Consider the following 13,878-nt stretch of genomic DNA (forward strand, 5'->3'; position numbering starts at 1 on the left):
TTAGTGTTAACCCTTCATAATAATGGCTGAAGCTCTCAACCGATAGTTTTGTGCTCTCAACCGATAGTTCAGCGCTATCAACATAGCAATACCTTTTACCGACTACACCCAAAATCCTCCTGCCCAAAATAACAACCAAAACACAACAATACCAAAGTATGACACAAGGCTGTTTGTAACAACTTCAATACAGGCTCGCAACTCTAGGAGTAAAATTCATGATGCTCGGATAATTTACTGACCGCCTCTTTTACCCTCTACTCAAATCACTTAAGATGCCGGACAATGACATAAGGGATCACAATGAAATTCAAGATACTATCCGGATTATTACTATTAAGTTGCAGCTCAGTACAAGCTGCATGGTGGGTTGAGCCCGATGACTTAGCACTGAGAGCCGATATACAGCTGCTTTCCGATACAGGTGTTATCGTGCAACCCATTACAACCTACCCATTGATGTGGGCGGGTTTAAAGCAAGACATGGATAAGGCCGATATCAGCCAATTACCAAAAAACCAGGCGATGGCATTTGAAAGAGTCATGAACGCCTACAAGCATGACCATCAAAGCTTCAACAGCAAGGTAGAGGTCGCAGCGGCCACTGATACAGCGCGCTTTATTGGTTTTGGTCAGGACTACCGCGACAAGGCGGAAACGACAGTCAATGCCGAGGTCACTAAAGATTGGTTCAGTGGACGCGTCTCGGCCAGCTATCACTACGACCCTATCGACGGTAACAACGCAAGATTAGATAATAGTTTTGCCGCCGTCATGCTAGGCAACTGGATAGTCAGCGCTGGTGCACAACAAAAATTCTGGGGACCGGGCTGGGATACGGGATTAATACAAACCACCAACGCTCGCCCCATGCCAGGTATCACCCTAAGCCGAAATAACAGCCAGGCTTTCGAAACACCATGGCTTAACTGGGCAGGTCCCTGGACCTTTACCACCAGCTTCAGCCAGATGGAGAGTGACCGCTATGTCCCCGAGGCCAAACATTGGGGCGCTCGCGGAACCCTGCGTCCAATATCTAAACTCGAGGTCGGCTTCTCATGGACCATGCAGTGGGGCGGCGAAGGCTACGGTAATAGCTTAGGCGACTGGTGGGATGGTCTGTTTAATGGCGGCGGAGTCGAAGGTGACCTGGAAAACGGTCAGGAGAACATGTTAGCTGGCTATGATTTCCGTTGGTCAGATACCGCTTTCGGGATCCCGTATGGGATCTACTATGAGCGTACTCATGAAGATTATCATACTGAAAAGCACAAACTCATTAACGCATCCAATATGGGCGGTATCGATTTTGTGTTGAGTGACATCAATACTCGTGTGTTTATCGAATATGCCGATACCACGGCCTCATGTGGACCAAATGATAAGATATACAACTGCATGTACGAGCATGGTTTCTACAAAGATGGTTATCGTTACTATGGTAAGAGTCTGGGCAGCACCTACGACAATGACTCCCGTACTTTAGTTATCGGTGGGATCACTCAACTGGGAGGTGGTCAGAACATCACCAACAAACTGAGATGGCTTAAGCTCAATATCGATGGTAGTGATGTCGCATCTCCCGGTGGAAATCCGGTATCACACGGCGAGTATGAACAGATGTATCAGTTTGACACCAGCTATCACCGTCCTTTCTATCAAGGAACCTTGAAGCTTGGTGGCACCCTGGGCTATAGCAAGTATATGACGTCCGGTGGCAACGACTGGGATGGCACGGTATACGCGGGTTGGGAAAGAAGTTTTTAGTCTGTATGAGAGTCTAAGCTCTGAGACGCTCACTACGTGAGCTAATCGACGTCAGCTTTGCTGACTGCATAAGCTAAGACGACACTCACTGCGTGAGTTAATTGACACCAGCATCGCTGGTTAAAAAATTGAGACTGAGCTCGAGTGCCAGTCTCTTTCTCTTTTCCTAATAATCTTTCCCGGCTAAAGCCGGTCCTACATGATAGAACCGTCCCCGCCCCAATGTAGGAGCGCGCTTTAGCCGCAAAGCGATAGGCCGAAGGCCATCTTCTTAGCTTTATAAAACCTAGGAGCTAGCTCCTAGGCTCTTAATTAATCTATCACCTTCTATTAAATTACAACTCTGCAAAATCATCCAGCGTCTTGTGCCCTCTTTTAGAGAGAAATGTGAGTAGCGCCTCCGGACTTTTATTCAACAATCGCTCTTCGGGAAATTCCGCTTCCTCTATGATCGCCAGAGCCTGTGAGAACTCGCCTAAACTGAATGCGACATGAGAGTCTGAGCCCATCACTAACTGCCCTCCCGCATCGCGAACGGCCTTAGCTATTGCTACACAGTTAGCCTCACTGCCTTTTCGGGACATTTCAAACGATGAGTTATTAATTTCGAGTGCCACATGGCATCTGGCCGCGGCCGCCGCTACAGCCGTGATATCGATAGGGTAAGCCGGGTTGCCCGGATGAGTTATAATATCGACATTACCACTCTCGATGGCATTGATCAGTGCCTGGGTATGAGTCTGTTTATCTGAAGGTGGGAAAACGGGTTCATGAAAACCTGCCAGCACGATATCTAACTCTTGCAGATAATCCCCGAAGTAGTCTATTTCTCCCGCATCATTCTTAATGTTAGCCTCGATACCTCTTAATATCCCCACGCCATCTACAATTCTGGGCAGCACTCTTAAATTGACAAAATGCCAGAAATGGGGGGCGTCGGCCATATCCGGACCATGATCGGTTATCGCAAATAACTTGAGCCCTTTCTGCTTCGCCACAGCGATGTAATCATGAACCGTACTATAGGCATGAGTTGAGGCGATTGTGTGAGCATGAGTGTCTACAAGGTACTTCATAATGACTCTTCTTATCTTTTTACAGAGAAAATATCAGAGTCTGAGATTCTACGCCTTTATAGCCACTTAGCCTAGTTTTCAGAAACCGCGCCTTGTAGTTCATCCCAGCCTTGACGCTTTCGATAAATCGTCGAGGCACTGATATCCAGCAGCGCCGCGGCCTTAGGTACATTACCGTCACATTGCTCAATGGCCGCCTCAATCGTCTGTTTCTCTGACAGCCAGAGTGGAATGATCGCCTCTGGTTTATCTGCTTCTGAGGGCGCTGATTGCAGATTTTGGCTTCCGGCCTGCTCATCGATAGCGGGTGACTCATGGTTATTGAGTACCGAAGGCTGATTAGCACTCGCAATCGCGATAACGGGCCTAATTTGAGCCTGACTGTTACCCGGCTCAGACTTAAACAGAGCAGGTAACATCGACGCCTCAACAATATCGGAGGAGTTAAGCACGACTACCTGTCTAATCACATTTTGTAACTGACGTACATTGCCGGGCCAATCATAGCTTTGAAGTAATTTCTTGGCCTCTGCAGTGAAACTTTTAAACTGCTTCCCCTCCTCACGGTTGTACTCTTTAAGTAGTTTATTTACCAGTAACAGAACATCTTTCCCCCTCATTCGGAGTGGTGGAAGTTCGATAGGAATAACATGAAGCCGATAGAAGAGATCTTCTCTGAATCGTCCCTGTTTAACCTCCTCCCAAGGGATCCTGTTTGTCGCGCTCACAAAGCGCACGTCGACCTTCTCCTCTTTCGTTCCGCCGACCTTTTGAAAGACGCCGGTCTGAATAAATCGCAGTAACTTACTCTGTAACTCAAGGTCCATCTCACAAATTTCATCGAGAAATAGCGTGCCTCGGTTGGCGCGACTCGCCGCTCCCTCTCGATTTGCCACCGCCCCCGTGAAAGCGCCTTTAGTGTGGCCAAATATTTCACTCTCGATAAGATCTTTTGGAATAGAGGCACAATTGAGAGCAACGAAAGGTTTCTCGCTTCGATTCCCCGCATGATGAATCGCATGAGCGCAAACTTCTTTACCCGTCCCACTCTCCCCGACGATGAAAACTGATGCCTTACTATTAGCGACACAGTCTATGGTTTTATATACGGTCTGCATGGCGAGTGACTCCCCCACAAACCCCATATAATTTTCTTTGGGTAGGCTTTGCTCGTACCTTTCCACCAGATTAACAAGCTGGCGCTGTTTTAACGCATTTCGAACCGTAATAGAGAGTCGCTTGGCATCGAAGGGTTTGACCAGGAAATCGAACGCCCCGGACTTCATCGACTCAACCGCTAAGTCTATCGTTCCGTGAGCCGTTATCATGATAACCGTAATACCAGGATAGCTGGTTTGTACTTTTTGCAGGATTTCCATACCCGACATGTCGGGTAACTTGATGTCTAACACTAATAGATCGGGCTGCCATTGTGCTAACTCGGTTAGTGCATCTTCCCCATGGTTGACATGGGTGACCTTAGCACCTTCAGAGCGAAGATACTCGGTATACAGCGCACCTAATGACATGCTGTCTTCAACAAGTAAAGCGGTAAAAGACTGACTAATTTCCATATTTAACGCCATCCTAAAAAATTCAAATAATCTGATTCAAAGGCCGGTTTCTTTCGCCCACTGCATCAAGCTGCAAAACGTGCTTTGAAGGCCTTAATAGTTTGTTGCCCTACTTGTTGAACCTCTGTCATATATGACTCAACGTCTTTTTCATCTTGCTCTCGGGCGCTCTTCTCAAGGCTTTTTGCAACCTCATACAGAGCCTGAGCGCCAAAACTGCCGGAACTGCTTTTTAAGGTATGCGCCTGATTATCTATTTCGGTAAAATCCATCGTCTGCATTAAAGCGTTAAGTGTATCCAATCTTTCGTGAGTTTCTTGAAGATAGACACTAAACATCCCCTTCATGGACTCTACACCTAACGCATCGGTGAGCTCAGCAAGTACAGACTCATCAAATAGTGACTCCAAGCTTAGCTCATCGGAGTTTGCGCCATTATCACACTTATCACTTTCTGTTTTAAGTTCCATCACCACTCCATTTGAAGCGTCGTTATCCAAGTGTAATTCGAGCTCCTCAGCTTCACAACTTTCCATGCTAAGTTTAGCTGTACCTTCGAGTATGTCACTATCGGTGCTACGAATTTCCGGCAACCAGTTATTGATAACTCGCACTAAATCAATCTTATTAACGGGCTTAGGCACAAAATCTTTCATCCCAGCCGACAGGCAGTTTTCAATATCCTCTGGCTGCACATTGGCCGTCATGGCTAATATAATGGTATCAGGTTGATGAAGTAGAATATTTTTAGTAGCTTCAACGCCGTCCATCTCCGGCATTCGCATATCCATCAATATCAAACCATAATTCTTTTGAGCTGCCATATTAACGGCCTCAACCCCATTATTTGCATATTCAACTTCGAAACCAGATTTGGTTAGCATAGCCCCGGCAACGATTTGATTCGATGGACTATCCTCGGCCAGAAGAAGTAATCTGTTCTTGGGTGTCAACTCCGGAAGTAAGAGTTCCACTTCAGGCTTCTGTTCATGGTTAACGTCATCGCCACTTAGTAAACCTAGCATCATCTCGCGGCTCAATGGCTTATTTATCACCTGTTCCAGCCCTATCTCTGACACTAAGCCGGACATTTCAGGCCTTAACTCTGAAATTAGCACTGCGATTCCCCCCCCTTCAAATAGAAAGTCACGTTTCAACAGGCTAATTAGCTTTAAACTTAACTCAGATAAACCGGTGTCATCGATCAAGATAAAGTTAAAGCGTCCCTTGACCTCTTTAGCACTCAGGATATCGCTAACCCGGCTGACATTAACGCTACTCACGCCATACTGGCTATACTGCTTTCTGACCAGATGAGAAAAGGTTTTATCGGGATGTACCAATAGTACTCTGGCATGCGCAGGCAAGTGAGTAAGAGAGGTTAATTGTCGCTCCTCAAGCCTTAACAACACATCGAATCTAAAGCAGCTTCCATGCCCCAATCGGCTGCTTAGTTCAATTTTCCCTCCCATCATCTCAATCAGCTCAGCGCAGATAGCTAAGCCAAGCCCGCTACCCTTGTAGTTCGTGTTATGTTGATCGTGAACCTGGCTGAACTCTTTAAACAGTTTCTTTTGAGCCGCCATGCTTACCCCAATGCCCTCATCAGTGACGGCACAATACAACTGCACCTCTTCGTGATGGCTATCGGGGATCCACATCTCTACCGAAACACAACCTCCACTAGAAAACTTTATCGCATTATCAACCAGGTTATGTATCACCTGACGTAAACGTTGTGGATCTCCTTTGACAAGTTCAGGCACATTTCGATTGATAAAACACGCAAGATTAATGCCCTTCTCATGGGCATTAGGCGCTAATATTCTCAACACTTGAGCCACTATCTTGGCAGGTGAAAAACTCACACTCTCCAACATCATCTGTCCGGCTTCAATTTTCGAAAAGTCTAAAATGTCATTAATGGTGCTGAGTAGCGCGGTTCCAGCCTCTTTTGCTGTATGGGCATAGATGCGTTGCTCTTTGTTCAATTTTGAGTCCAACATAAGCTCGACACTCCCCAATACCGCATTAAGAGGGGAGCGGATCTCATGACTCATGGTTGCCAGAAATCGCGACTTGGCCTTACTGCCCGACTCGGCTTGATCTTTGGCCTGCTTTAACTGAGTTTCATATTCAATTCTCTTAGAAATATCGTGCACAAAGGCGGTCAGTAAGATCTCCTCGCCAAGCTGTACCGGGATCATCTTCATCTCGACAGGGAATGAGCTGCCATCACGCTTGACAGACATCATCTCGATACTTTTCTTAATGGCTGGCCCCTCACCCGTTTGCCTGAATAGCTGTATTCCCTGTTTAAAGTTTTTCTTCTCTATATCGACAAAAATCAAGTCTTCGAGAAGCTCACCTAAGGCCTGTTCACGCTTATGCCCGAATAACTTACAGGCAGCATCATTAAACTCTTGAATTCTTCCCGTGATATCAATTGTGATAAGCGCATCCTGACTGGCTTCCAGCGTTGCCAACAAGATAGTCTCGGTGCGAAGCGCTGCCACCTCCTTACGCTTTATGTCACTCAGGTCTTTTACCAGCCCCAATAACATAGTTTCATTTTCGATGGTCATCCGTGAGATAGACAGCTCAATTGGAAATTGTTCGCCACTCCTGTTTTGTGCAGTAAGTTCTCTTCCTTTTCTGGCATCACGAGCGGACTGAATAAACCGAGACATGAAACCATCATGCATATGCCGTTCATGTGTCGGCATAAAAATCGAAACATTTTCACCAATTAGCTCATCAAGCTCATACTCAAACAGACGACAAACCGCACTGTTCACCTGAGTGATAACTCCAGAGGTATCGACAATAATAAAGCCGTCGACTGCCGTCTCTAAAATGGTACTTAAACGGGTATTGGCACTCTCAAGATCACTTCTGTTTTTCTCAACCTTCTCAATCATTCGGTTAAATGCACGGGTTGTTTGACCGATTTCATCGGTAGCTGTAACTGGGATCTGTATGCCAGTCTCACCGCTTAAAATACGTTTAGAAGCCGTTTTAAGTTCACTTAGATTACGTGTCAAATAGTGACCTAACAACCAGGAAAAAAGTGCAACTAACAGCATCTCCAATCCGGCAATGGAAAAAAATCGGGTTGTCGCACTCACCAAAAACTGATCAAACTCATTCACGCTAACACCGAGTTCAATCCGCCCGAATACATAACCTGACTCCATGATATTGGCTTCGACATCTAACACACCATCATCGACACTAGATAAGCCTTGATCCCGGCTGGATTGGATATTCTGCGATTCATCTGATTGAATCTCACCTACCTGAACTAAGAGTGAGTTTTTATCATAGATATTGACATACAGGACTTGAGTATTTACCAGCAGTTCATTGGCTAACACTTGCAGAGTCGAAACATCGGTGCTGATCACCGCATCTTTGGTCGCCGCGGCAAAAAGAGTCACTATAGAGTCGGCTCGTTTCTCAATTTCAGCCTCGTTGGAGCTTCTTAAATAATCGACACTGGTATAAACCAATAGCAGCAATAAAACGCCCTCGATAAGTGCGATACCGAGTACCGTTTTGAGTCGAAAAGACACTACAGCTCTCCTTTCACTGACGGCTTATCAGCTATGTCACTGGAGTTTTCTAAAGGTTTTTCAAACGTACCTAAACCCAGCGAGCGTACATCATCCCAATCGCTATTTTTAGCAGCCTCAAAACTTTTAAGGCCCAATACATTTAGCACTTCAGCACCTTGGGAAGATGATGATAACTCGACAAAACCTTGTCTAAGTTCCTCAACAATACCTGCCGGAACTCTTGGATGAACGGCAATGGCATGAGGGGTATAACCCGGGGTCTCCCATAAAACTCTAAGTTGGCTTGTCGTCGCCTTATCCATCGTCTTGAAGGTTCTTTTTACTCCCCCTCCGGCATCTACCAAGCCCTGCGCCACCGCGAGGTAAACAGAATCATGAGAACCGACATATTTAACCCGATTCTCAAGCCCTCTTACCTTTAAGTTTGCTCTGGGGAGAACACTGGCGGCAAAGGCCGCGGGCGCGGGAAAGACTACATCTTTATTATTCAAATCATCGATAGTGAGGATAGGTGAGTCTTTGCGAACCACAATAATGCCTTTGATCTGCTTACCTTTCTGCTTGACCAAGGCTTGATAACCGGGAGCTTCATGAAATACCGTGTAGTGGTAGGGGTTCATATAGGCGACATCGTATTCACCCGAAGCGAGCCGCTTTTCAAAAGTTGGAATGTCCGGCGCCGTTGCAAATCGCAAATTGAAATTTGCATTTTGCGACAATTCAGCCAACACCGGAGACCATAAGCGCGCGAGTGTGCTAGCAGCCTGCTGGGGAACAACACCAAATGTTATCGTGCGAGGAGCACCTAACTCATTGCTATTGTGTGAATGTTTGTCATTTTCACCATAAGCACTTCCAGTGACACTCAACAAACATGATAGAAACAAAACCTGGACACTGAACTGTGAAATTTTCATTTTGCATATCCTTAGCAGTCGGTATTCCTATACAGGAGCAAAGCTTATGCCAAAACAACACAATTCAAGCTTCGTCTTAAGTCCCTTTAACTGACCTCCTCCTTTCAAGGAATAAATCATCAGGAAAAAGTAGAATCAAAACCAGAACATACCCAAACGTTCGAGATGAAACTGCCAGCCTCTTTTAAAGGTGACTCTAATTTGAAACTTTTAAGAGAGACTCGATAACCAATATGAATGACGTGTTTGCATTTTGCAATAAGGTGGGAGTTTTTCACTTTTACAAAACATACCACCGTCCTCCGCAATGATTATTTGTCTTTTTAATACAGTGCGATACAAAAAACCATCAATAGAGGCATGTACTTTGCTTATCTCACCTCGTGTCTCTATTTAATGAGTGGAAACTATGACAATGGTTATGGAAGAGTCTGCGACTTCATTTAGGCTGCAAACAGAAGGCCTCTCCGTCCTTGTGGTTGAAGATACTCACAGTGAACGCTGCTTTATCACACACTTATTAGAGATGATGGGATTAAAAGTAACAAGCTGTAGCAGTGGAGAGGAAGCAATCGAGTCATATCAACAAGAAAAGGCTGACATGATTATCAGTGACTGGAGGATGCCTGGAATGACCGGACCTGAGCTCTGTCAATATCTGAAAAACATTGATCCAAGCCTTTACATTATTCTACTGACAGCCAATAACCAAACTAAACATACAGTTATCGGCATTGAATCCGGTGCCGATGACTTTCTGACGAAACCCTTTATCCCAAGCATACTCAAAGCCAGAGTATTAGCCGGCGCGCGCATTGTGAACATGCAGCGTCAACTTGAAAACAGAAACAGTGAACTCAATACATCCCTGACAAAGGAACAGGCCTACCTGCAGCAGATACAGAAAGATATTGATAGCGCCGCTAAATTGCAAGGCTCGCTGCTTCCGACTTCAAGCACACTACAGAACGGCTGGAAACTTGCCACTCAATTTCAGCCGGCACAAGAACTTGCCGGTGATATATTTCAATGTCTGGAGATCGATGACTCTCATCTGGGATTTTACCTCTTAGATGTTACAGGTCATGGGATCGCAGCCTCAATGCAGAGCTTCACCTTAGCTCAAAGGTTAAGTTGTAATAGCTGTGATTGGGCGAGCCTGGATCCCGCGCTCATTGTCACTCAACTAAACGCTGACTTTGAAGATCCTGAACATTCAGGCAGGTTTGCTACGTTAGTGTTGGGGGTTGTTAATACGACTAGCGGCAAAGTTAAGTTAACGATTGCCGGCCACCCACTTCCCATACTGATTAAAGGGGATGAAACAGAGGTAATGGATCTCATTTCCGGCATACCATTAGGCATAGATAGCCATTACCATTATGAGTTCAACACCTTTCTTCTAAGCCCTGAGCAGCAGCTACTCCTGTATTCCGATGGTCTATACGAATGTCGTCACCCCTCTTTTGGTGAGTTTGGACAGCAAAGACTAATCAATAGTTGCAGCAAGGCACACCAACTTAAACCAGAATCATTACTTCATTATCTGGCTCACGCCATCGATCTTTGGCAAGAAAAAGTCCCCCAGGATGACATCTCTATGATGCTGCTCTCCGTACCAAAGCTCTCAGTCTCAGGAACAAATAATCGGGAACGCACAGTAAACTCGGCCCCTATTAATATCGATTCGGCCGATTATCCTCAGCCGTTCAAAAATGAGCTTCTGATCGATAGTGAACTGATTGATAGTGAACCTATCGTTACTGAATTAACAAGGAACAGGTTTCCGGGTAATAAATTTAGTAGCGAATCTATTAGCTAAAAAACCAATAAACAGAAGATATTAAGTCGGTACTCGGAGGATTTATGAATAGTATTCAATTAAATTTATCTCAAAGTGTCTGGAACAGTAATCTACTATGCCAGGAGCTGGAGCAATTTCTGCAACAAAACTGCGTACAAATTCAGCAGAGGTTTAAAGTCATCACCTGTGTGCTCGAAGCATTATCAAATGTCCTCGAACATACGGATAATCAATGCGAAGACATAGTCATCATTATGCATTGTAATCAAGACCGCATAACCATAGATCTTTTAGACAATGCTCCCTACGCGCCTTTCGGCGATCAGATCGAATGCCCCTCTCCCTTCTCTATCTCAGGCCGGGGATTGTGGATCATTCAAAACTGGATGGATCAGGTGAGGTTTCAGGCATCCGTGGCCGGCACACACCTTAGATTAAGTCTGTTGAGAAGTTAGGTTTCCTTGGTGTCGAACCGGCTTTGATATAAGACCGGCTTTAGCCGGGAATCGCTCTCCCCGTTATTAAAAGCTTCGCGGCTGAAGCACGCTCCTACGAAAGACGGCTACGGCCTATTACGATACCGTGTAGGACGGGCGAATGGTTAATCGATAGTGTAGGAGCGGCTTTGATGTAAGACCGGCTGGGGGGTTATCTCTTGTGTAAGACCGGCTTCAGCCAGGAAGGATGATAACAATACAGCCAGAAGCTCGCGGCTGAAGCACGCTCCTACATAGGGTGCAGAGAGGAATATATCTTGTGTAAGACCGGCTTTAGCCGGGAAGGATGATAACAATACAGCCAGAAGCTCGCGGCTGAAGCACGCTCCTACATAGGGTGCAGAGAGGAATATATCTTGTGTAGGACCGGCTTTCGCCGGGAAGGATAATACAAACACAGCCAAAAGCTTCGCGGCTGAAGCACGCTCCTACGAAAGATGGCTACGGCCTATTACGATACCGTGTAGGACGGGCGAATGGTTAATCGATAGTGTAGGAGCGGCTTTGATGTAAGAGCGGCTGGGGGGGATCTCTTGTGTAAGACCGGCTTCAGCCGGGAAGGATGATAACAATACAACCAGAAGCTCGCGGCTGAAGCACGCTCCTACAACGACCAAAGCACGCTCCTACGGAAAAAATACCCTTTGCATTCTGCCTCGCAATTTTCATTTTAACTTTTCACTTTTAAACATCACGCTAATGAAATTTGATCAAATCATATTTTTTCCCTTTAAATTCATACAAATAAACATTGGCCTAAGTTGTGCAATCAAGCTTGTATAAGTAAAAATCTTATATAAGCAAAGAACGAATAATTAGAAATGTAAGTAAGCATAAACACGATAAATATCAGCGACTCTCTAAGGAGCTTAATATGAAATTCTCACCATTAGCGCTCGACAATGCCTGTTTAATTACACTCCCGAAAGAGATGGTGATGTCACAGACTCCCACTCTCAGGGCCGCAATCACACGTCAAATTGAAGCGGGTTGTAATAAACTCGTGTTGGACCTACATCAGGTTGAATATATCGACTCCAGCGGCCTGTCCATTTTAGTCTCCGCACTGAAACTCACTCAGAAGAAAGCAGGAGAGATCATTCTTCTCTCTCCATCTGCGGGGGTGCGCGCATTGATCGAACTCACACGACTACATCAGATATTCACCATCTATGAGGACGAAGCCGCCGCAATAGAGCATATCTGTGAGTTGTAAGCTTCCAGGTTCGAAACCCTAATACCTTAATACCTGATGCCTGATGCCTAATGCCTAATGCCTAATGCCTTAATTAATGAGCTGGATAGCACTAAACTTAAAAAGTTTTAACAAGGAGTTACCATATGTTTTCTAATTTTATTCAGCCATTTAAGGTAGACCTCCTACTAGTCATTTTTAGCCTTTGCTTTATGCTTTCAGGATGTGTCACTCCTACGCTGACTCAAGAAAACGATCTATGTCATCAGCCAGCCAATGCAGTAAACAAGAGTGCAGTAAACAACAGTGCAGTTAAAAACAGCACAAAGGTAGAGGCTAAGCCTTGCCACTATTACGATAGCTCCACACCCTATGTGAGAAGAAGATGGCAAGATGACTCGACAGTTCTCGTCAATAAAATGGAGTCTGATCCCACTTCAAACTCCTTAGAAAACGAAGGGCCGGGTCTACAAACCGACTTAAAAGCGCAATTTAACGTCTTAAACCTCTCCAGTGGCGACAGACTCAATATCGAGATCTTAAACGGTGAGGAGTTTAGCAGTGAAGTCGAGGTCAACGCCGATGGCTTTATCTACCTCCCCTTTATTCCGGCAATCAAGGCACGGGGATTAAAGATTGAATCATTGAAGGTCAGTATCAGACAGTTATTGATCGATGAGCAGTTAATGCTTGCCGGAGCCATCAGGATAAGCATTACCCCGCTAAAATGGGCGCCGATCGAAGTCAGCGTCTCAGGTGCGGTATTTGAACCCGGCACTCACTTTATCAACCATAAATCAGACACCGAGATCACCGATGATAATGGCGGCCATACCGGAGATCAGGCTTCGGGGCGGAGTATCGCTTCGGCCTTAAGATCATCGGGTGGGATCAGTCCGGACGCCGATATCAAGGCCATTACAGTGACCCGTGGCGAGCAAACAATCACCCTGGATCTATCGGGAGTCATCTATGGTAGCTCGACTCCTCACCTGACGTTAATGGCTGGTGATCATATTCATGTACCTCAGCTAAATCAGTTTAATGATGAGCTGGCGAGACCTTCACAAATTACGGCTCCGGGGATCAGAGTATTTATCTCCAACCTGACTCAGCCCGCCAGCAGTAACTCACAATCGGCAGTCGATACTGAAGCCACCCGCTTTCCCTACGGAACTCGCCTGCTCAGCGGCGCCATAGGTGCAAACTGTATCGGGGGCGCGCAAAGCACCAACGCGAGCCGACACGTTATTTTGATCACAAAAAACCCGCTCACCAAACAGATCGATGTTGTCGAACGGTCACTGGATAACTTAATGGTTCATTCGTGGAAGCCCAACATGAACCCTATCTTGCTGCCCGGCGACGGTATCGCCTGTTACGACTCTGGGATCACCAATATCCGGGAGATTGCCAAAACTTTCACCGAAATATTACTGCCAGCAACCTTACTCGGCCTACTTTAACTCT

10 protein-coding genes are annotated in these 13,878 nt (G+C 45.8%); 5 read left to right on the forward strand and 5 right to left on the reverse strand.

What is annotated here, in order from left to right; all coding sequences use genetic code 11:
- Window positions 1–303: 303 nt before the first annotated feature.
- Window positions 304–1,767, forward strand: coding sequence for a capsule assembly Wzi family protein (locus SSED_RS15430; RefSeq protein ID WP_012143275.1), 1,464 nt, complete (start codon window positions 304–306; stop codon window positions 1,765–1,767).
- 335 nt (window positions 1,768–2,102) lie between these two features.
- Here the strand turns inward: SSED_RS15430 and SSED_RS15435 are convergent, their stop codons facing one another.
- The 4 genes from SSED_RS15435 to SSED_RS15450 form a co-directional block, all read right to left on the reverse strand.
- The gene (locus SSED_RS15435; protein ID WP_012143276.1) at window positions 2,103–2,843 is read right to left on the reverse strand and encodes a phosphatase; all 741 of its coding nucleotides are present in this window, start codon (window positions 2,841–2,843) and stop codon (window positions 2,103–2,105) included.
- Window positions 2,844–2,914: 71 nt separating this feature from the next.
- The gene (locus SSED_RS15440; protein WP_012143277.1) at window positions 2,915–4,417 is read right to left on the reverse strand and encodes a sigma-54-dependent transcriptional regulator; all 1,503 of its coding nucleotides are present in this window, start codon (window positions 4,415–4,417) and stop codon (window positions 2,915–2,917) included.
- A 65-nt stretch (window positions 4,418–4,482) separates the two neighbouring features.
- Window positions 4,483–7,992, reverse strand: a complete 3,510-nt coding sequence (locus SSED_RS15445) for a PAS domain S-box protein (protein ID WP_012143278.1) — start codon at window positions 7,990–7,992, stop codon at window positions 4,483–4,485.
- Window positions 7,992–8,912 (reverse strand): phosphate/phosphite/phosphonate ABC transporter substrate-binding protein, encoded by a 921-nt coding sequence (locus SSED_RS15450; protein ID WP_012143279.1) that lies wholly within the window; start codon window positions 8,910–8,912, stop codon window positions 7,992–7,994. Before SSED_RS15450 ends, SSED_RS15445 begins: the two co-directional genes overlap by 1 nt.
- Before the next feature lie 409 nt (window positions 8,913–9,321).
- Here SSED_RS15450 and SSED_RS15455 point away from each other — a divergent pair, with 409 nt between their 5' ends.
- Window positions 9,322–10,734, forward strand: coding sequence for a SpoIIE family protein phosphatase (locus SSED_RS15455; protein WP_012143280.1), 1,413 nt, complete (start codon window positions 9,322–9,324; stop codon window positions 10,732–10,734).
- 44 nt (window positions 10,735–10,778) lie between these two features.
- Entirely contained in the window at window positions 10,779–11,171 is a 393-nt protein-coding gene (locus tag SSED_RS15460) for an ATP-binding protein (protein WP_012143281.1), read from the forward strand.
- Window positions 11,172–11,317: 146 nt separating this feature from the next.
- On the opposite strand, the gene SSED_RS15465 is transcribed toward SSED_RS15460, so the two are convergent.
- Window positions 11,318–11,611 carry a hypothetical protein gene (locus SSED_RS15465; protein WP_041421727.1) on the reverse strand — a complete coding sequence of 98 codons (294 nt, stop codon included), beginning with the start codon at window positions 11,609–11,611 and terminating at the stop codon, window positions 11,318–11,320.
- 476 nt (window positions 11,612–12,087) lie between these two features.
- Here SSED_RS15465 and SSED_RS15470 point away from each other — a divergent pair, with 476 nt between their 5' ends.
- Together SSED_RS15470 and SSED_RS15475 are read left to right on the forward strand one after the other, a co-directional pair.
- Window positions 12,088–12,429, forward strand: coding sequence for an STAS domain-containing protein (locus SSED_RS15470; RefSeq protein ID WP_012143282.1), 342 nt, complete (start codon window positions 12,088–12,090; stop codon window positions 12,427–12,429).
- Between the two features lie 125 nt (window positions 12,430–12,554).
- Window positions 12,555–13,874, forward strand: coding sequence for a polysaccharide biosynthesis/export family protein (locus tag SSED_RS15475; protein WP_012143283.1), 1,320 nt, complete (start codon window positions 12,555–12,557; stop codon window positions 13,872–13,874).
- Window positions 13,875–13,878: the final 4 nt, after the last annotated feature.

Source organism: Shewanella sediminis HAW-EB3 (genome assembly GCF_000018025.1).
Classification (GTDB): domain Bacteria; phylum Pseudomonadota; class Gammaproteobacteria; order Enterobacterales; family Shewanellaceae; genus Shewanella; species Shewanella sediminis.